18 protein-coding genes and 1 other annotated feature are annotated in these 20,304 nt (G+C 60.1%); of the genes, 8 read left to right on the forward strand and 10 right to left on the reverse strand.

Annotated elements, in window-relative coordinates:
• Positions 1-74: 74 nt before the first annotated feature.
• Together cphA and J4E08_RS17235 are read right to left on the reverse strand one after the other, a co-directional pair.
• On the reverse strand, positions 75-2,723 hold the full coding sequence (gene cphA, locus J4E08_RS17230; protein WP_349539565.1) for a cyanophycin synthetase: 2,649 nt from the start codon (positions 2,721-2,723) through the stop codon (positions 75-77).
• Positions 2,710-3,606 carry a cyanophycinase gene (locus J4E08_RS17235; RefSeq protein WP_246429540.1) on the reverse strand — a complete coding sequence of 299 codons (897 nt, stop codon included), beginning with the start codon at positions 3,604-3,606 and terminating at the stop codon, positions 2,710-2,712. Before J4E08_RS17235 ends, cphA begins: the two co-directional genes overlap by 14 nt.
• Before the next feature lie 165 nt (positions 3,607-3,771).
• Here J4E08_RS17235 and J4E08_RS17240 point away from each other — a divergent pair, with 165 nt between their 5' ends.
• A complete protein-coding gene (locus J4E08_RS17240) occupies positions 3,772-4,710 on the forward strand; it encodes an isoaspartyl peptidase/L-asparaginase family protein (RefSeq protein ID WP_349539566.1) in 939 nt (312 codons plus the stop codon).
• A 569-nt stretch (positions 4,711-5,279) separates the two neighbouring features.
• Positions 5,280-5,335: a sequence feature (sul1 is cis-regulatory element that is thought to sense ions involved in sulfur or methionine metabolism; They are found in Alphaproteobacteria), on the forward strand.
• 76 nt (positions 5,336-5,411) lie between these two features.
• Positions 5,412-6,908 (forward strand): SulP family inorganic anion transporter, encoded by a 1,497-nt coding sequence (locus tag J4E08_RS17245; RefSeq protein WP_349539567.1) that lies wholly within the window; start codon positions 5,412-5,414, stop codon positions 6,906-6,908.
• Here J4E08_RS17245 and J4E08_RS17250 read toward each other — a convergent pair.
• Positions 6,902-7,186 carry a hypothetical protein gene (locus J4E08_RS17250; RefSeq protein ID WP_349539568.1) on the reverse strand — a complete coding sequence of 95 codons (285 nt, stop codon included), beginning with the start codon at positions 7,184-7,186 and terminating at the stop codon, positions 6,902-6,904. The genes J4E08_RS17245 and J4E08_RS17250 overlap by 7 nt on opposite strands.
• 745 nt (positions 7,187-7,931) lie before the next feature.
• Between J4E08_RS17250 and qhpR the strand changes: the two genes are divergently transcribed.
• The 3 genes from qhpR (at position 7,932) to J4E08_RS17265 (ending at position 11,334) form a co-directional block, all read left to right on the forward strand.
• Positions 7,932-8,903, forward strand: a complete 972-nt coding sequence (gene qhpR, locus J4E08_RS17255; protein ID WP_349539569.1) for an AraC-like transcriptional regulator QhpR — start codon at positions 7,932-7,934, stop codon at positions 8,901-8,903.
• A 110-nt stretch (positions 8,904-9,013) separates the two neighbouring features.
• Entirely contained in the window at positions 9,014-10,984 is a 1,971-nt protein-coding gene (locus J4E08_RS17260) for a copper amine oxidase (protein ID WP_349539570.1), read from the forward strand.
• Between the two features lie 155 nt (positions 10,985-11,139).
• Entirely contained in the window at positions 11,140-11,334 is a 195-nt protein-coding gene (locus J4E08_RS17265; RefSeq protein ID WP_349539571.1) for a hypothetical protein, read from the forward strand.
• Here J4E08_RS17265 and J4E08_RS17270 read toward each other — a convergent pair.
• From J4E08_RS17270 to paaN, 7 genes are all read right to left on the reverse strand, one after another.
• The gene (locus tag J4E08_RS17270; RefSeq protein WP_349539572.1) at positions 11,331-11,459 is read right to left on the reverse strand and encodes a hypothetical protein; all 129 of its coding nucleotides are present in this window, start codon (positions 11,457-11,459) and stop codon (positions 11,331-11,333) included. The genes J4E08_RS17265 and J4E08_RS17270 overlap by 4 nt on opposite strands.
• Position 11,460: 1 nt before the next feature.
• Positions 11,461-12,162 carry an ABC transporter ATP-binding protein gene (locus J4E08_RS17275; protein ID WP_349539573.1) on the reverse strand — a complete coding sequence of 234 codons (702 nt, stop codon included), beginning with the start codon at positions 12,160-12,162 and terminating at the stop codon, positions 11,461-11,463.
• Positions 12,149-12,928, reverse strand: a complete 780-nt coding sequence (locus tag J4E08_RS17280) for an ABC transporter ATP-binding protein (protein ID WP_349539574.1) — start codon at positions 12,926-12,928, stop codon at positions 12,149-12,151. Before J4E08_RS17280 ends, J4E08_RS17275 begins: the two co-directional genes overlap by 14 nt.
• Entirely contained in the window at positions 12,928-13,878 is a 951-nt protein-coding gene (locus J4E08_RS17285; RefSeq protein ID WP_349539575.1) for a branched-chain amino acid ABC transporter permease, read from the reverse strand. The genes J4E08_RS17280 and J4E08_RS17285 overlap by 1 nt, the downstream gene beginning before the upstream one ends.
• Positions 13,879-13,880: 2 nt before the next feature.
• Complete coding sequence (locus J4E08_RS17290) at positions 13,881-14,753, reverse strand: branched-chain amino acid ABC transporter permease (protein WP_349539576.1); 873 nt, start codon at positions 14,751-14,753, stop codon at positions 13,881-13,883.
• 77 nt (positions 14,754-14,830) lie between these two features.
• Positions 14,831-15,967, reverse strand: a complete 1,137-nt coding sequence (locus J4E08_RS17295; RefSeq protein ID WP_349539577.1) for an ABC transporter substrate-binding protein — start codon at positions 15,965-15,967, stop codon at positions 14,831-14,833.
• 27 nt (positions 15,968-15,994) lie between these two features.
• Entirely contained in the window at positions 15,995-17,638 is a 1,644-nt protein-coding gene (paaN, locus tag J4E08_RS17300) for a phenylacetic acid degradation protein PaaN (RefSeq protein ID WP_349539578.1), read from the reverse strand.
• A gap of 104 nt (positions 17,639-17,742) precedes the next feature.
• Between paaN and paaG the strand changes: the two genes are divergently transcribed.
• From paaG to paaK, 3 genes are read left to right on the forward strand one after another with little or no spacing between them, the layout of a single operon-like run.
• Entirely contained in the window at positions 17,743-18,537 is a 795-nt protein-coding gene (gene paaG / locus J4E08_RS17305; protein ID WP_349539579.1) for a 2-(1,2-epoxy-1,2-dihydrophenyl)acetyl-CoA isomerase PaaG, read from the forward strand.
• 2 nt (positions 18,538-18,539) lie between these two features.
• Positions 18,540-18,965 carry a hydroxyphenylacetyl-CoA thioesterase PaaI gene (gene paaI / locus J4E08_RS17310; RefSeq protein WP_349539580.1) on the forward strand — a complete coding sequence of 142 codons (426 nt, stop codon included), beginning with the start codon at positions 18,540-18,542 and terminating at the stop codon, positions 18,963-18,965.
• 29 nt (positions 18,966-18,994) lie between these two features.
• Positions 18,995-20,302: a phenylacetate--CoA ligase PaaK gene (paaK, locus tag J4E08_RS17315; protein ID WP_349539581.1), complete on the forward strand. Its 1,308-nt coding sequence runs from the start codon at positions 18,995-18,997 to the stop codon at positions 20,300-20,302.
• Positions 20,303-20,304 lie beyond the last annotated feature (2 nt).

Here is a 20,304-nt window from a genome sequence, read left to right on the forward strand (position 1 = left end):
ACTACGGGCCGCGCGGCGCAAGTGGGGGTTGGGCCCGCCCTGAACCGCGCACGGGCCAGGGACCGGGGCCCGTTTCAGGTCTGCGCCAGCTCGGCCTGGGTGGCAAAGCTGCGCCCCTTCAGCCGATCAGTGGTGCCCGCGATATCGTCGACCAAAAGCAGCAGGAAATCACCGGGCTCGGCGGAGTCCATTGCGCGATCGACGGCTGCGGCCTCGTCCATGATGATCTCGACCCGGTCGGCCCCGCCCTGGGATACCGCGCCGTCGCGGATCAGTCGAGCCACCTCGCCTTCTTCGCGGCCGCGCGCGTCGGTCTCGTAGACGATGACAGTGTCGCACATCTTCGCGAGTTGCGCGCCCAGTGCTTGCAGGTCCTCGTCGCGGCGGTTGCCCGGCGCGGTAGAGACGGAGATCCTGCGCTGCGTACCCAGGCCCCGGACCAGAGGTTCCAGCGCCACAAGCGCGGGTACGTTGTGGCCATAGTCGATTAGACAGCGCACGCCGTCGGCCTCGAAATAGTTTGTCCGGCCGGGCATCTGTGCCGGCGTCGGATGGAAGGTCAGCAGTCCGGCGCGGATATTATCAAGCTCGATCCCATGTGCCAGGGCTGCGCCCGCCGCCGCCATCGCATTCTGCACGTTGAATGGTGCGTGCCCCTCAAAGGCAATGGGGACGTCGTTGACCTCGACGATGTCGACGGTGACCTTGCCGCGCAGCAGCACGATCTTGCCCTGCTTCACAGTCAGGACCATGCCCAGTTCAGCCAGATGGTCTATCAGCGCAGGATTGTCCGGGTCCATGGTGAAATATATGATCTCGCCGCGCGCCCAGTAGGTGCCCTGATCCATCACCAGCGGGTCGTCGGCGTTCAGCACGCAATAGCCGCCCTCGTCCTTCCGCTTGACCGCGTCCACCACGACGGTCTTGCAGCGCGCAAGCTCGTCGAGTGTATGGATACCTCGCTCGCCAAGGTGGTCGGACGCAATGTTCAACAGCACCCCCACATCAGCCTCGTCGAAACCGAGGCCGCGGCGCATGATGCCGCCGCGTGCGACTTCAAGCACGGCGTGTTCCACAGTGGGTTCGCGCAGCACAGCTTGCGCCGCCGCCGGTCCCGAGTAATCGCCGCGAAGGATGACGTTGTTGTCGATCTCGACCGTGCCGGTACAGCCCATACCCACCGACCAACCTGCCTGACGCAGGATATGCGCGGTCAGACGCGTCGTCGTGGTCTTCCCATTGGTGCCGGTGATCGCCGTGATCGGAATGCGCCCGTCGTCGGTCGGATCGGGGAACAGCATGTCGACGATGTGCTCGCCGACTGGGCGGGGCGTGCCGTGGGTCGGCGCCATATGCATCCGGAAACCCGGTCCGGCATTGACTTCGACCACGCCCGCAGGCTGTTGGTCCAGCGGGATTGATACGTTCTGGCACAGCAGGTCGATGCCGATGACATCCAGCCCGACCAACCTTCCGATCCGCTCCATCGCGAACTTGACCTCGGGGTGGACCTCGTCAGTCAGGTCGGCGGCGGTGCCCCCGGTCGAGATGTTGGCGGTCGATTTCAGAAAAGCGATCTCTCCCTCGGGCAGCACGGTGTCAAGTGTCAGCCCCGCCTGATCCAGCATGCGCAGGGTCTGGTCGTCGACGTCGATCTGCGTCAGAAGGTTCTCGTGTCCGACACCGCGCCGGGGGTCGGTGTTCTCGATGTCGATCAGTTGCTGTATCGTTTGCGTACCGTCGCCCGTCACGTGGGCGGGTCGGCGTCGCGCCGCTGCGACCAGCTTGCCACCGATAACCAGCATGCGGTGATCCTCACCGTTGATGTAGCTTTCGACGATCACGCCGGCGTATTCGTCGCGGGCTCGCGCAACCGCAGCGTCATAGCCCGAGCGCAGATCCTCAACCGAGGCGATATCGGTTGTCACGCCGCGGCCGTGGTTGCCAGACAGCGGCTTTGTCACCACCGGCCAGCCGATCCATTCGGCTGCGGCCTTTGCTTCTTCGAAGGAATAGCAAGTCTGGCCCCGTGGCACCGGCACCCCCGCATCTGCCAGGATCTGCTTGGTCCAGTCCTTGTCATCGGCGATCGAGTGCCCGATGATCCCCGACGCATCCGTGACCGTGGCCTGAAAACGGCGCTGCTTCTTGCCATGTCCCAACTGGGTGTAGCTGGTGCCTTGGGTCAGGTTGTGCCACGGGATGTTGCGCGCCTTGGCTGCATTCACGATTGAGCCCGTCGACGGACCCAGCGCATTGGCGTCGCGCACTTCCTTGAGGTGGTCGATATGCGGCTGCAGGTCGACAGGCTGGCTGTCATACAGCCCGCGCACGATCTCGACGGCTGCCTCTCCGGCCGCAATTCCGGTTGCCTCGTCGCGGTAGCGATAGACGACGTGGTAGACGCCGCGGTCGTAGCTGTCGACGGTCTTGCCATACCCGACATTGAAGCCGACGAGGTTCTGCAGCTCGATGGCGATGTGTTCGACCATGTGCCCGGCATATGTTCCGTGGGCCACACGCTCCAAAAAGCCTCCGGGCTCGCCGACCGAGCAGCGATGATCGTAGATGGTGGGTATCAGCGCCCTTAGGGCTTCCACGATCCCGGGCACCTTATCGCTCGGGCGATCCTCCAGATCGTCGATGTCGAGCCGCATGTAGATCGCTTGGTAGCGGCTGAAATAGTTCGGGCCGCGCAGCGCGCGATGTTCAAGTATATGCAATCCTATGCTCCAGGCCTTGTGCCTCGAGCTCATCTGGCCCGAGGACCCGCCGGTCACGTAGACAAAAACCATAACTGTCTACCAGGGCATGCATTTTCACGCCGGAAACGGCGACGGCTTGTCCTTCGGCGAGATCATAAACATTCGACCCGCTAATGTCCGAACTGTCAACCAGGATAACGTGACCCGAGCCAAAGACCCGGATCATATTGCCGTCAAAGTGCACGGCCGCGTCCTCTCCGAGGCCGACGCCGAGGTACTCTGGGTTGGTTGCGCCAACCTCCATCAGGCGTGAAAACCTCCCCCGTTCCAGAAAGTGTGTGTCAATGATGACGCCATCCACGAACCCAAAGCCGGCCGACATCTTGACGGCTCCCTTGCGCAAGGCATCGCCGGCCGCGCCGCCATACACCATGGTTGACGACTGACAGGCCGCGCCCGCACTGGTTCCGGCGATTACCATCCCCGCCTCGTGTCGCGTCCTGATCGCGTCGAGCAATACCGAGCCGCCGAAGACATGCGTCAGTCGCATCTGGTCGCCTCCCGAGATGAACAGGACATCCAGCCTCTCGATCATCTCGATGACGTTCGGAGCATTTGCGCAACCGCGGTCACGCACACGCACGTCAAGGACATCGGACGCCCCGATGGCGTTGAAGGCAGCGTCGTAGGCGGCGAATACGTCGTCGGGAATTCTGCTGGCAGTGGTAATCACGCCCACCACCGGATCTGGCGTATTCGCCAGCGCGAGCACGTGTCGCAGAATTCCGATCTCGTTGGTCTTGTCCTCTGCCCCGCCGATGGCGACAAGCGCGCCGTGGGCGCGCCGCGGCGGCTGGCCGGTTTCGAGAGCACCTTTGGTAACCTTTGCCGACATGTTCATCAATTTGTCCTGACTGGTGGGCGTTGCCCCAGATATTGTGGGTCAGCTTACCAACATTTCGTGTACGCAACACCCCATAGTCACAAGATTTGACTTTGCGTTACAGACTGCCACTTGTTTCAGCAGCCCATTGAGACGAAGGGTGGTCTATACTCGAATTTTTGAATGAGGTGCAACGTGACTGGTGGCTATACTCTCGTGATCCATGGTGGCGCCGGCGTGCTGCCCCGGGATGCGATGCAACCCGAAGCCGAGGCGCGCTATCATGCGGCTCTCGACAGGGCCCTGGCCGCCGGCGAGGCCGTGCTGGCCGCCGATGGCAACGCGCTGGACGCGGTCGAGTCGGCGGTCTGCGCGCTCGAAGATGAATCTTTGTTCAACGCGGGGCGCGGCGCTGTCTTCACCCGCGATGGACGGCACGAGATGGATGCCGCGATCATGGACGGGCGCGACAGGATCGCGGGCGCAGTCGCCGGAATCTGCGGCCCGCGCAACCCGATCCGTGTCGCCCGCGCGGTGATGCAGCGGACCGAACACGTGCTGATGATAGGTGAAGGCGCGCAGGCCGTGGCCACCGAGGCCGGGCTGCCTTTCGAGGAGGACACGTACTTTTTCACCCAAGCGCGCTGGAACAGCTTGCAGGAAACGCTCGAAATGGAGCGCGCGGGAAGGCTGGACGACGATCCCAGTCGCCGGCACGGAACGGTGGGTGCCGTTGCGCGCGACCGGCGCGGCGCGCTGGCGGCCGCCACTTCGACTGGCGGCATGACTGCCAAGCGCACCGGCCGCGTGGGCGACACCCCGGTCATCGGCGCGGGTACCTTCGCCGACAACCGCAGCTGCGCCGTCTCGGCCACAGGCGACGGCGAAGCTTTCCTGCGGCTGGCTGTCGCGCACGAGATTGAAGCCCGGGTACGGTTGGCGTCGGCCTCTCTTGTCGACGCGGCCGACGGAGTGGTCCACGACGATCTAACGGCCATCGGTGGCTCCGGTGGGCTGATCGCGGTGGCAGCAGACGGCAGCTTTGCTGCGCCGTTCAACTGCGAAGGCATGTATCGCGGCTGGAGCGTCGAGAACGGCGAGCGCGGCACGCAAATCTATTGATGCCGAAGACCAAAGTCCGGGCAGTATCCGCCGGAAAGGCCGCTGGCATCCACATCCCCTACCCCGGAAGTGATCGTCGCGCCGAATAAGGCGCTTGGCTCATTGAGCGCCTTTTTTTGGCTGATTGGCGCTTTGGTTCCGCAGACTACAACATGCTTCAAGTAAGGTCCGGGAATGTCCGCTTACGCGACGGGTTGCATCGTGGTTCGCACCTGCAGCGAATCCACTCTTTCCGCCGTCTCAGTGGCGAAACACCTTCGATCCGCGTCGGCAGGCCCTGGACCAGAATATTGTTCTGCCGGAAGTTGGATTCGCCTCTTCAACGCGGCGCTATCCCCGCTGTTGAAAACAAGCGTTCTGAAAATTTAGGCCGTTTTGAGCCCGCCCAAATTTTTCAGCACAATCCGCCCTGTACACGTGCCGGCCACTCTTATGCGTTTTTCGCGGATCTCGCGGAGGGTTTGTGACAAGCAGTCCCCTCACGCTACGGCTTGGCTGCGATGCCGGGAAGCCCCTCACCCCGGGCACTTGAACTTCTGACGCGTTCAGGTAGTTAGGCACCCATAGCGTAAGGACCCGGTGAAAGCCCGGGTGGCTCTTCCGGCCGCTGATCCGCCGGATAACCCTGTAGACCCTCAACAGTATGTACTGCCGGTTTGTCCCGAGAAGGACAGCCCGACACAGGGTCTTGGATTCTTCACATGTTCTATATCTCTGACTATCGCCGGCAATGGTTCGGCAACATTCGCGGCGACCTGCTCGCGGGTATCGTCGTCGCACTGGCGCTGATCCCCGAGGCGATTGCCTTTTCCATCATCGCAGGCGTCGATCCCAAGGTGGGTCTCTACGCCTCGTTCTCCATCGCGGTGCTTATCGCCTTCACCGGGGGCAGGCCCGGCATGATTTCGGCGGCAACCGCCGCAACGGCCGTACTCATGGTAACGCTGGTGCGCGAACACGGGCTCGAATACCTGCTGGCCGCCACCGTGCTGGCAGGCCTGCTGCAGATCGGCGCCGGGCTGCTCAAGCTGGGGCGCTTCATGCGCTACGTGTCGAAGTCCGTGATGACCGGCTTCGTCAACGGCCTGGCCATCCTCATCTTCCTCGCCCAGCTGCCTGAGCTTAACCTGGCGAATGATGGAGTCACCTGGCTCACTTATGCGCTGGTCGCCGCAGGCCTTGCCATCATCTACCTGCTGCCCCGCGTCACGCGTGTCGTGCCGTCGCCGCTGGTTGCCATCGTCGTGCTGACCGCGCTTGTCGTGGCCATGGGCTGGGACGTGCGCACAGTGGGGGACATGGGCGCGCTGCCGGATACGCTGCCAGTCTTCCTTATCCCTGACATCCCCCTGACGCTCGAAACGCTGATCATCATCCTGCCGTACTCCATAGCGGTTGCCGTGGTGGGGCTTCTGGAAAGCCTCATGACGCAGAACATCGTGGACGAGCTGACGGACACCCGCTCGGACCGGGACCAAGAGTGCATTGGGCAGGGGCTTGCCAACACCGCGACGGGGTTCATTGGCGGGATGGCAGGCTGCGCAATGATCGGCCAGTCCATCATCAACGTGAAATCCGGAGGCAGGGGCCGACTGTCGGCCTTCACCGCCGGAGTATTCCTTCTCGTGCTCGTGGTGGGGCTGGGCGATCTGGTCGCCCGGATCCCGATGCCGGCACTGGTGTCGATCATGCTCATGGTGTCGATCGGCACTTTCTCCTGGTCGTCACTGGGCGCTCTGAGGGTGCATCCGCTGTCGTCCTCTATCGTCATGATCACGACGGTCGGGGTGGTGGTGTGGACACACAACCTTGCCATTGGGGTTCTGGCCGGGGTGCTGTTGTCGGGAATCTTCTTTGCGGCGAAGATCGCACAATTGTTCCAGATCTCATCTTCGCTGTCCGAGGGTGGCCATGCCCGAACCTATATGATCGAGGGACAGCTCTTTTATGGCTCTGCCGAGGATTTCGCCGGTGCCTTTGACTTTGTGGAGGTGCCCGAATGCGTCATCATTGACGTCAGCCGCGCGCATATCTGGGACATCAGCTCGGTGCAGGCGCTGGATACGGTAATCCTGAAGTTCCGCAGATTAGGCGCGCATGTCGAGGTGATCGGCATGAACCGCGCGTCCGAGAGCTTGGTGGACAAGCTGGCGATCCATGACAAGCCGGGCGCGATGGAGCGTTTGATGGGTCACTGAGCGCCTTTTTCCAACGAAGTGCCCTCCCCGAACGGACTGTTGAAATCGGGGACGGCACTTCGTTGGAATGCCTGAAGCTTAGCGGCTGCTTGCATCCAGAAGCGAGCCCAGACGCGCGCCGCAGTATGACGATTAACACCGAAATGACGGCAGGTTTTTGTTGAAAATTCTACGCTATGGAAGCTGTCGACGAACTTGTAGGATATTCGTCGTCCAAAAAGATCAGTACAAAACAGTGTTTCCCGACCTGCCATTTCATTGAACAGAGTTCCAAGCATTCGGTACAAATCCCGGTTCGCGGAGTTTTTCAACACAATGGGCGGGGAAGGGTGGATCGGCGCATCGGTCGCTGATCTTTGCCACTGTTCTCTCCGAAACACTCTGAAGAATACAACTTATGCAGGCGGAAACGATGTGGCACGACATATATGCCAAGGGTCCGCAGACGCCGTCGGGCTGGCACTGACCCAGTTCGCGGGACCGCTCAAGTCTGGTACGGCGCTGGAGCCCGGCTGCGCAGAGGTCTGCAAGCCAATTCTCTAACTTCAAGGCGGCGACTGAAAAGACGTTCCAGGCACCAAGCCGAGGGGCTTCATCGCGCATTTTTCGCATCAACGGCTTCTGGATTTTTCCTGTGCCAGATCATCGACACGACAGCACGCCCACTTTCCGGGAATTACTCTCAAAAGCGTCGCCCAGTTATAGCAGTCTGCAGGTGGTATTGCGCGATTACTTTGCGATACAGCCATCGAGACCGACATGCCGACGAACAGCACTGTCGATACGATCAAGTAAGACCATGTCATCGACCGGGCTAGAAATCTGGTTCAGCTTAAAGAACCGGGGATGCAATATAAAGCGGCATCAGTGCTTAAGCTCCGCCTGAATTTTCGCAACGCACCAAAGCACCTGTCCGGGCCGCAATGCTCTGTTTGCTGAACGCGCCTGAACGCCTAAGGTCAGTGTGATTGCGAAACCAGAAGGACCGCTTCGACAGTTTGCCGAACAAAAGCGGGAGGTTGCATGGCAGTGGACTGGATCATTGATTCGCCGTTCAAGGAATTTTCCGACGTCATCCCCGACGCTGACGTAGGGTCGATGGCCGACATTGGAATGGTTCGGCTAACCGACTTCGTATCGGTATTGCAACGCGCCCGGTCGATGACGCTGGATGGAAGCCTCTTTTGGAACGTCGGTGCGCAGTACGATTTGGCAAATCTTGGGCCCGCAGGCCAGGCCATTCTTGCGGCTCCGACGCTGGGCGATTCCTTGATGGCCTTGCAACGTGTCTTCCCCTTGATCCAAAGCGGCGCGCTGTTGTCGGTTGTGCCGCAAGGATCCGTGGTAGAGGTGACTTACCGCGTTCTCGATCCCAACATATGGCCGCGCCAAGCAGACGCAGAACTTACCATGGGTCTGATTTTCGGCATCGTCCGCCATTATCTACCGGACGTTGCCAGCATAATGGACTTGAGGTTCGAACATGCCCCCGATGCGGCTGGAGAAAGACTGAAGCGGCAGCTTGGCTGCTCTGTGGCGTCGAACGAGATCTGCAATACGATGTTTTTGCCATTGTCCGCCTTGGACAGGCGCGCCGAACCTGACGTTGCGCAAAACGGTCAAATCTCTGGTGATATGGAAACGTCGCTCTCTGACGCGTTGCGCGGTCTTCGCGCCAACCAAAGTACAGCAGACAGATGCCGGACCGAAATCCTATCGCGTTTGGGCCGCGAACCTCTTGATCAGGCTGATATTGCAACGGAATTGAAACTTTCGGACCGGTCATTGCGGCTTCAATTGCAATCAGAAGGGACGAGTTATCGCCGCGTCGTCGACAAATGCCGGGCTGAGACCTCAACCCTGCTGCTGCAGAAGACCAACCTGCCCTTGGCAGAGATCGCCTGGCGGCTGGGATATTCCGAGCACTCCGCATTTACCCGTGCTGCACGGCGATGGTTCGGCATGTCACCGGAAGCCATACGCCTCCAGGCCTGACAGTCCAAATTGCCGGAAATGTCAAATGACCCACGCGAATTCCGTTTAAGGTAACTCCACCGGTTAAATCGACCGACCGGTCAACGAATAAATCCAACATGGAGTGAACAATGAAGCATACTCTGACAGCTGCGTGTCTGGCCCTCGCCGCCGGTCCCGCATTTGCGCAAAGTTACCCGCTCGATGGTCTGACAGCCGACGAATACGCACAGGTCAACACCATCCTGCGCGACGCTGGCATCGTTACTGACGGGACCCTTTTTCCGCTGGTTGAACTGAAGGAACCGCCCAAAGCAGAGATGCTGGCCTGGGATGGAGAAACCCAGATCGATCGCAAGGCCCTCGCTCAATATACATCACAGGACGGGTTCGGATCGGCGATCGTCAACCTGACCAGCGGGGAGGTCGAAGAAAGCGGCCTGATCGATGCAAACGGTCAACCAATGATATTGCTGACCGAATTTCTCGGTGCATTGGAAGCAGCCCTGACCGACGACCGGATGGTCGAAGCGCTCGCCAAACGCGATCTGACACCGGATCAGGTGTTCTGCCTGCCGCTGACTGCCGGCAACTTTCTGACGCCGGAATATGAAGGCAACCGGCTGATGAAGGTCCCCTGTTACGTCGTGCCGTCGGGTTCGAATTTCTATGCAAAACCGATCGAGGGGCTTAGCGCCACCTATGATCTGAACACCACGACGATTACCGATGTGGTTGACACTGGCGTCGTGGCGACGCCGAGCGACCCTTGGGGCTATACCGAAGAAGAGATCGCAGAGCGGACGCCGCTGCGCGCAGAAACCAATCCGGCGAAACTCAGCCAGCCCGGCGATCCGAACTTTACCATCGACGGCAGCGAGATCTCCTGGGATATCTGGAAGTTCCGCACCCGCATCGACAAGCGCCCCGGTCTGGTCATATCCGATATCCGGGTCGACGATCAGGATACGTGGCGCAAGATCATCTACCAGACGCACCTGTCCGAAGTTTTCGTTCCCTACATGGATCCAGACGACAACTGGTACTGGCGCACCTATATGGACAGCGGTGAATATGGCTTTGGCCTGTTCCTGACGCCGCTGACCCCTGGCATCGACTGCCCGGAATACGCGACCTTCATGCCTGCGGTCGTCAATGACGATGCCGGTCAGGCGATGGAGATTCCGGATGCCATTTGCATTTTCGAACGCTCCACCGGTGATCCGGCCTGGCGTCACTTCGAGGTCTTCGCCCAAACGCCCGACAACTTTGTTCCCGCCGAGGGGCGTCCCCACACCGAGTTGGTGGTGCGCACGGCCTCCGAGGTTGGGAACTATGACTATCTGATCGATTACCGCTTTGAACAGAACGGCGAGATGCGGATCATGGTCGGGGCGACCGGTCTGGACGCGGTGAAAGGCGTCGAATCCACGTCGATGAATGATGCCACCGCTGCCGACGACACCAAGCACGGGACATTGATCGCACCGAACCTCGTGGCTGCGAACCATGACCATTACTTCAACTTCCGCATAGATTTCGATATCGATCAACCGGACAACAAGTTCATGACGATGGATATCGTTCCGGCCGAGGTCGCAGACGATAGCCCCCGGCGTTCCATGTGGGAAGTCGCCGAAACCATGCCAATGACAGAGGCCGAGGCGACCTATCAGATTTCCGCGATGAAACCGCGGTACTTCATGGTCGAAAATCCGAACCGCGAGAGCTATCTCGGTCACACGCCGGGGTATATGATCCATCACGGTTCCATCGCCTACGGTCCCTTCGACTTTGCCAACGACCCGCCGTTCATGCGGAACCGTTGGATCGAAAATTCTGTGTGGAACACGGTTTACAAGGATGATGAGCGCTACGCTGGCGGCACCTATGCCATGCAGTCAGACGGCAGCGAGACGCTTGCCTCCTATTCCGGCGACGAAGCCTTGCAAAACAAGGATATCGTGACCTGGTTCACCGCAGGCTTTCATCACATCCCCCGGATGGAGGATTGGCCTGTCATGTCGACGGAATGGAAGCAGGTTCACATCATGCCGCATAACTACTTTGCGATGAACCCGGCGATCAGCTTGCGCAAATAAAGTCATGACCCGGCATCTTATGGTGCCGGGTGACCGCAAAAAATCCTGAAAAGAAAAAGGCCCCCTGGTGAAGTCACGGGGCCTTTTTTCGACATGCCGGGCGCTCAGTGGCGCGCAGACATCGGGCTGCCGTTCCAACGTGGGAAGCCATACCCATGGGGTTCAACAAGATCGATCCCTGTCCGGTGGGCCGCGTTCCCTTCGCTTGGAATCCCCTGCCCTTGCGCCGCCATACCGTCCACAAGGTGCGTGGCAACTTCATCGTGGGGCAACTGGTTTGCTGGCGCGATGTGCGGCGCCGGCAAACCGAGGACTGCCTCGGAAACGACAGGATCGTGGCGATCGTCTAAGCAAGCATATCAACCGCCGCCTGCCAAAGCGCCTGACGCACTGCGGTCGAGATCCCGTCTACCTGTGGAGTGTCCCCCTTGAGTGTGGCGATGCCATCGGTGATCGCGGTTTTCAGTTCGGTCATTTCAGACGCCGAGGTAGGCCTCGCGGATACGCGGATCAGCCAGCAGCTCCGCCGCGCGCCCCTCAATCGTGATCCGGCCCGTCTCCATGACATAGCCACGGTCGGCGATGCGAAGAGCGCCATAGGCATTCTGTTCGACCAGAAAAACGGTCACGCCACGCGCCTTCAGGCTGACGATCACGTCAAAGATCTGCTGAACGATGATCGGGGCCAGACCCATCGACGGCTCGTCCAGCAAAAGGCACTTGGGCCGCGCCATAAGCGCACGGGCCATCGCAAGCATCTGCTGCTGCCCGCCTGACAGGCCCCCCGCCGGCAGATTGCGCTTTTCCTTGAGGATCGGAAACATCGCATAGGCTTCGTCGATATCCGACGCGACACGGGCATCGTTGAAATTATAGGCTCCCAGTCGCAGGTTTTCCGCGACACTGAGGCTTGTAAAGATCTGCCGTCCTTCCGGCGATTGTGCGAGGCCAAGACCGGGACGTTTGTGCGCCGCCACCCCGGTGATGTCGGCCCCCTCGAACTGCACGGTGCCGCCGGTGACCGGCTGGGTGCCGGACAGGCATTTCAGCAACGTCGTCTTGCCGGCGCCATTGGCCCCGACAAGGGTCACGATCTCGCCTGCACCAACCGTCAGGTCGATGTCGTGCAATACCTCGATCCGGCCATAAGCCGAGCGTAGTCCACTAACCTGCAACATTGTCCACGGCCTCCGTTCCTAGATAGGCTTTGATGACCTCGGGGTTCTGACTGACCGATTCAGGATCGCCTTCGGCAATCATCTGTCCGTGGTCCAGAACCACCACGTGATGCGAAATGCGCATGACAAGCTTCATGTCATGTTCAACCAGCAGCACAGCGATGCCCGACGCCGCGAGCTCGGCAATGAGTGTGTCGATTTCTTCGGTTTCAACCGCGTTGCATCCTGCGGCTGGTTCGTCCAGCAACAGGACGCGCGGGCCGACGCCAAGGGCGCGTGCGATCTCCAACCGTTTGAGCTGACCATAGGACAGGTTGCCGGCCACCTCGGACGCGAGATCGTCCAGACGCACACGTTTCAGCAGGGTCATAGCGCCATCACGGGCGTCTCGTGCACGACGACGTGCGGCCGGCAAAGACAGCATGTCGCCCCAGACGGACCCACGCTCTGACAGATGAAACCCTGCAAGAGCATTGTCCAGAACGCTCATATCCTGAAAAATCTGCAGGTTCTGGAAGGTCCGCGACAGACCGCGCCGTGCAAGCTGGCTGGGATGAATGCCGGTGACATCATCGCCATCCAGCGCCACGCGGCCGGAACCGGGGGTGTAGACGCCAGAAATCATGTTGAACAACGTGGTTTTTCCCGCCCCGTTCGGTCCGATGACCGAGGTGACCTGACCGGCTGCGGCTGCAAAGCTGACATTATCGACGGCCTTTAGTCCGCCAAAGTTAATGCCCAAACCTTCTATGTGTAGCAGGGTCATCATGGTTTCCTTTTCAGGCGGGCAGCGATGGACGGCAACAGACCCCGCGGCAGGAATATCATGACAAGGATCATGACCGCGCCCAGCACCAGCTGTTCGTATTCGGCAAAGACTGTCAGCACCTGAGGCAGAAGCGTCAGAATCACGGCACCCAGGATCGCGCCCACAACCGACCCGACGCCGCCCAGAACGGCCATCGTCACAATCTCGATCGAATGCATGAAACCCGCGACATCCGGAGTGATAAACCCGTTCTGAAGCGCCAAAAACGAGCCTGCAACCGAGGCATAGACAGCCGAGATGACAAAGGCCTGAAGCTTCAGCCGCGGCACGTCGATACCGATGGTGCTTGCCGCGACTTCTGACCCATGCAGCGCCCGAAGCGCCCGGCCCGTGGCGCTGTTATACAAATTGAGCGCAAGCCACGCCCCGATAAGCAGGACGATCCCGCATACCCAGTACCAGAACACGCCGCCAGACACGCGTACCCCCATATCACGCAAAAGCTCCCGCAATCCCAGCTTGGCGACCGACATGCCATCCGGTCCGCCAGTCCAGATCCGCTCATTCGTAAGCACCATGGTCACAAGAATGCCAAACCCCAAGGTCGCGACGCCCAGGTAGTACCCTTTCAGTCGCAAGATCGGCTTTCCGATCAAGGCGGCCAAACCCGCGCTGATGACCATACCGAGTACGATAGCGACGACAGGATGAAGGCCCAGATGCTCGGGCGCCAATGCGCAGGCGTATGCTCCGATACCGGCGAACCCCGCGTGGCCGAGGGAAATCTGACCGGCCCACCCCACAAGGATCACCAGCCCCGTGACGGCCAGTGCGTTGACAAAGATCAGCGCACCGATGCGATAATAGTATCCAGATGGAAACAGCAACGGCAGGGCAGCGATCAGAACCGCCAGAACCGCCAGTTGCACCCATTTCGAGGTCAGCATGGTCAAACCCTTTCCGTCGATTTTGCGCCAAACAGCCCTTGTGGCATGGCGAACAGCACGGCGAGAATGACAATGAAGGCCACCGCCTCTTTGTATTGCGAGCTGAGGTAGCCCGCCGTCAGCGCCTCGAAGAGGCCAAGCAGCAGTCCGCCCACCAATGCGCCCTTCGGGTTACCCATCCCCCCCAGCATGGCCGCAGCAAACCCCTTGAGCGCGAGTGCAACGCCGACGTCGTAGCTGACCAAAGTGATCGGCGTCGCCAGCACGCCGGCCAGCGCGCCGATGGCCGCAGAGAGGGCAAAGGACAACGTCATGATTGCGCGGGTATTGATGCCCACAAGTTGCGCGGCCAGCCGGTTGTTCGCGGTGGCCAGCACCGCCTTCCCGGTCAGCGTTCGGGTAAAGAACAGCCACAAGGCTACAAACACGATCAGCGCACCGCCAATCACCCAAAGGCTTTGCGGCAGAATGGTCGCGCCGCCAATGCGGATCGGCGCGTCGCCGGAAAAGCTGGGCAGTCGGTGCAACTGCTTGTCAAAAATCAGCTGGGATGCGCCACGGATAAAGATCGACGCACCAATGGTGATGATAATGATCGACACCACAGGCGCGCCACGAGCCGGTTCAATCGCCAGCTTGTTCAGGGCCACCCCGATTGCCGCGGTCAGCACGATGGCCAACAGGGCAGCCAAGGGCAGTGGAATTCCCGCCTCATGAGCAAATACGGTGATCATGCCACCCAGCATGACAAACTCGCCCTGCGCAAAATTAACCACGTCAGAGGCGTTGTAGATAATGGTAAAGCCCAAAGCGACGAGCGCGTAGACCGCGCCAACGGTCAGACCCGAAAACAGGAACTGGAGCAGGGAGTCCATGAACACCTCCTTCACCCGAAGGTGATTGCGAAAGATCGGAAAACGGGGGGACGACCGTTAAGCCGCCCCGCCTTGGATCAGTCGATTGCGGACCAGCCGCCGTCGACGATTTCCAGCATCCGGAATGCGCTCAGATCCAGACCAAGGTGGTCCGTTTCGCTGAACGTGTAGGTGCCCGTGGTGCCGATGAGCCCCGACGTCGCCTCAAGCGCGTCACGAATGTCCTGTGGATCGTCGCTTCCGGCACGGGTCATTGCATCGACCATCAGCGCAAAGGCGTCATGGGCATAACCGCCAAAGGTGGAAACTGTCTGACCGGTTTGCTCTTCGAACGCCGCTTTGTATTTTGTTGCGACCTCTTTTTGGGGATCGTCATCAGGCAGGATGTCGGCGATCAGCAGGGCTGTCCCCGGCAGGCGCACACCTTCGGCCGCATCCGCCCCGGCCAATTCGATGAACCCGTCAGAGGCGACACCGTGGCTTTGATACAGCGGCAGATCGATGCCCAGCTGCGCATAGTTGCGTGTCACCACCGCCGGCCCTTGACCGAAACCCGGGTTCAAAACGGCCTGAATGCCGTCGGTATTGGCGATGTTTGTCAGCTGCGGGGTCATGTCGGCGTCGCCGGGGCCATAAGTTTCATCCGCAGCGATGGTAATGTCGTAGTCGCCTGCGACATCCTTGCATTGCGCCTGCATCGAGGCGCCGAAGCCGTCAGTGCCAGAGATCATGCCGATGACGGTGGTGCCCTGCGCCTGCATGTCGGTAAAGATCTTCTCGCAGGCCATCCGGTCGGTGTGCGGCGTCTTGAAGACGAATTCCCGCACCGGGTCGATGATCGACACGGCACCGGCGAGCGAGATGAAAGGGATACCCTCCCCATCAGCCAGATCGGCGATGGCCATTGTCGTTCCCGTGGTCGACCCACCGATGATCGCGACGACACCGTCATCTTCGATCAGACGGGTCGCAAAGGTCCGTGCCTTGTTCGGGTCGCCGCCATCATCGTACAGCGTCAGGGCGATTTGTTCGCCATTGATGCCGCCGTTGGCGTTCAGCTCTTCGACCAGCATTTCCAACGTCTTTGCCTCTGGGTCGCCCAGAAACGCGGCGGGTCCGGTGGCCGACAGGCTGGCCCCCAGACGCAGTTCGGCATGTGCCGTGGACGCCAGCAAAGCCAGCGTCAATCCGGTCAGTGTCATAGTGGTTTTCATGGTCTTTCCTCCCTTGGAAACGATAATTCAGCAGCGCTTTGGCCAGCGCCTCATCGGTCGTGTGAACCGCCCGGCGATAAAGGCGGGGTCGGTCAGGCTGGCATTGCCCGAGGCGTTCCCGCCTGTGACGTGAAAATCCGAAAATGCAGCGGATTGATTGACGTAGATCTTACCTGTCAGATTGATGGACAGGTTCACTGCCGCCCGTGCAAATGCCTGCCCGGCCAAGGCGATCAATTTGTCATCCGTCGCGTAAAGGGCCGCGGTGATCGCGCCTTCGGTGCGGGCGATATTGGCCGCCTGAGCGATCGCATCCTCTGCGCTGGTGCAGGGTATGACAAAGGACACCGGGCCGAAGCACTCGGCATCTTGAGGGCCATCCTTTCGCCCCTTGAGGATCAGCGGTGTCACAACATTCGTGGCCGGTGACGTGCTTTGCCTGAGGACAATGCTCTCGTGCGCCACGCTGGACATCCGGTCGCGTGTCGCGGGGTTTGCAAGCGCTCCGCAGATACCAGCGGCGGTTTGTGGATCTTGCAGAAGAGCGTCGATTGCCTGAACGATACCGGAGGTCACGTCGTCAAAGCTCTTGCGCCCCATATCGGTGTCTATGCCGACTTCGGGTATGTAGATATTCTGCGGTGATGTGCACATCTGCCCTGAGTAGAGCGACAGTGAGAATGCCAGATTGGCGCACATTCCGTCAAAATCGTCCGTGCCGGTGATGACCACCGAGTTGACCCCGGTCTCTTCGGTGAAGACACGTTTGCGGGATGTGTTCTGCCTGATCCAATCAGCGAAATTCGATGACCCGGTGTAGTCGATGATTGCGACATCCGGATGGGTAACCAACTGCTTCGTCTTCTCCGCCCCCGGTGTATCCACCGCGAGCAACACTGCGTCACGCGGCAGGCCCGCTTCGGCCAGAACCTCCCGCAACACGCGCACCGTCAAAGCAAGCGGCAGAATTGCCTTGGGATGCGGCTTTATGATTACCGGGTTTCCGGTCGCAAGACTTGCAAAAATGCCGGGATAAGAGTTCCAGGTCGGGAAGGTGTTACAGCCAATGGTCAGGGCGATGCCGCGCGGCTGAATAGTCCAGTGTTTTTCCATCACGATCGGATCATGCTTACCCTGCGGCTTTGTCCAAACCGCAGCTTCGGCAAAGCGCGTCATTTCGCAATAGGCCATTGCGACCGCCTCCAAGCCGCGATCCTGCGCATGCGGGCCGCCGGCCTGAAACGCCATCGGAAAGGCTTGTCCGGTTGTGTGCATCGTGGCGTGACCCATCTGGAAACTGAGCTTGTTCAGGCGGACCAGAGCCTCCAGACAGACCGCAACGCGTGTGGTTATCGGCGCGGCTGCCAGCGCATCTTGCGCCGCCGCGGATGCGTCGATCAATGCCTCGACGGTTGCTGCCGGGTAGGTAAGGTCCAGTTTCAGCCCCCATGGAGAAGCTTCAGCACCAATATGGGTTTCAGCGGGGTGATCTGTCAGGTGGAAACGCTGTCCAATCAGGGCATCGAACGCTGCCAGGCCGTCCGACTTGGCTGCTTCGCCATAGATTTTGCCGCTGGGGACTTCCGAGAAGGGCGTCCAGAAATCGCGAGCGCTTAACGCCTTGATCGCCGTGGCCAGCATTTCGGAATGCGTTTCGAAACGAATTGTCATAGGCCCTCCCTCCAATCAATATAATTGACCGACCGGACGGTTTATGCAAGAAATAATTTGAGGAAGGGTTCGGCCGAGATGGACAGAGCCACTGCGGGGGGAACATGAGCGAGAAAACAGCAGTTTTAGAAACGTTCGATTCGGGCGTCTTGACGCTTGTTCTGAACAGACCCGACAAGCTGAACGCATTCAACGAAGCGATGCATATGGCGTTGCGCGCCGGGCTGGAGCGCGCCCGGGACGATACAGACGTGCGCGCCGTCTTGCTGACCGGCAAAGGGCGCGGGTTCTGTGCCGGGCAAGATCTCGGCGACCGCGATCCGCGCAAAGGCGGCCCTGCCCCCGATCTGGGTCATACGCTCGAAACATTCTATAACCCGACGCTGCGGCTATTGCGCGACCTGCCCAAGCCGGTGATTTGTGCCGTAAACGGCGTTGCCGCCGGGGCCGGAGCCAATATCGCACTCGCTTGTGATATCGTCCTTGCCGCGCAATCCGCGAAATTTATTCAGGCTTTCTCGAAGATCGGTCTTATTCCCGACGCTGGTGGGTCGTGGTCACTGACACGCATTCTAGGCGAGCCACGTGCCAAGGCGCTGATGATGACCGCTGAACCCCTGACAGCACAAACTGCTATGGATTGGGGCCTGATCTGGCGCGCCATTCCGGACGAAGACGTGATGGCAGAGGCGCAAAGCCTTGCCCTGCGCCTTGCCGCTGGTCCAACTGTTGGGTTGGGCCTGACAAAGATGCTGGTCCAGGCCGCTGCGACAAGCGATTTGGACACGCAGCTTGACGCAGAGAGAGATGCGCAGCGCACGGCCGGACAGACGGCCGACTATGCCGAAGGCGTCACCGCGTTTCTGGAAAAACGCGCCCCCAAATTCCGCGGAGACTGACAGTGACACCCCAGGAAATCGCAGACAGATCGGCCAAGGCCCTTTGGGAGAACGACAACGCGTCGCAACGGCTGGGCATCACGCTGCTCAGCGTGGCACCGGGAGAAGCGGTGCTGACCATGACGATCACGGATCAAATGACCAACGGTCACGGCAACGCGCACGGCGGCTACATCTTCTCTCTGGCGGACAGTGCCTTTGCCTTTGCCTGCAACACCTACAATCAGGTCACTGTCGCCCAACACTGCTCCGTGACCTATATTGCGCCCGGTTCGTTGGGCGACACCCTCACCGCGACCGCGCAGGAAGTGTCTCGCACCGGACGGTCAGGGATCTATGATATCGCAATCACCCGGGCGGACGGGACCCTGATTGCAACCTTTCGCGGCCATTCTCGCACGCTGAAGGGTACGCTGTTTCCCGCCTGAGGCGGGGCAAAACCTTGAGGGAGGACCCCATGAAAGATTTGACACCCAGTCCTGACAGCCTGGACCCGATCGAGATCGCCAGCCGCGACGAGATCAGCGCGCTGCAACAAAAGCGGCTGGCATGGTCGCTGCGCCATGCCTACGACAATTCGCCCTTCTACAAGAAGCAGTTTGATGCTGCTGGCGCCCACCCTGACGACTTCAAGTCGCTGGCGGATCTTGCGAAATTTCCGTTTACGCTCAAACAGGATCTGCGCGATACCTACCCCTTTGGCATGTTCGCCGTACCGCAAAATCAATTGAGCAGGGTTCACGCCTCGTCTGGAACCACCGGCAAACCAACCGTGGTCGGCTATACCAAAAACGATATCGACGTTTGGGCCGACGTGATGGCCCGCTCAATCCGGGCCAGCGGCGGCCGGGCCGGTGACATTTGCCACGTGGCTTATGGTTACGGGCTGTTCACTGGCGGCCTGGGAGCCCATTACGGCGCGGAACGCCTGGGGTGTACGGTCGTACCGATCTCCGGCGGCATGACCGAACGGCAGGTCACGCTGATCCAGGATTTCAAACCGCGCATCTTGATGGTGACACCGTCTTACATTCTGTCGATCCTTGATGAGTTCCGTCGTCAGGGCATCGACCCGCGTGAAAGCTCTCTGGAGATCGGGATTTTCGGAGCCGAACCCTGGACCAACGCAATGCGGACAGAGATCGAAGAGGCGTTCGGCATGAACGCGGTCGATATATACGGCCTGTCCGAAATCATGGGACCGGGTGTCGCCAACGAATGCGTGGAGACCAAGGACGGGCTGCACGTCTGGGAGGATCATTTCTATCCCGAAATCATCGATCCGCAGACCGGTAACGTGCTCCCGGACGGCGAGATGGGCGAGCTGGTGTTCACCACCCTGACCAAGGAAGGCCTGCCGATGGTCCGCTATCGCACGCGGGACCTGACACGGATTCTGCCGGGAACTGCACGGTCGATGCGGCGAATTGAAAAGATCACAGGCCGCTCCGATGACATGATCATTCTGCGCGGCGTCAACGTCTTTCCGACACAGATCGAAGAGCAGTTGATGAAATGCGATGGTCTTGCGCCGCATTTCCAGATCCGCCTGAACACTGTCGACCGCAAGGACGTGATGACTGTTCTGGTCGAAGCCTGCGAAGGCCACACGGACAGCGATGCCCGCGCGGCGTCGGCGCGGGAACTTGCTCATCACATCAAGTCAGTCGTGGGCGTCAGCACCAAGATCGACGTTGGCGACCCCGGCAGTTGCGCACGGTCCGAAGGCAAGGCCACACGCGTCATCGACAGCCGCGAAAAATAGCC

The organism is Sagittula sp. NFXS13 (assembly GCF_040148795.1).
Classification (GTDB): domain Bacteria; phylum Pseudomonadota; class Alphaproteobacteria; order Rhodobacterales; family Rhodobacteraceae; genus Sagittula; species Sagittula marina.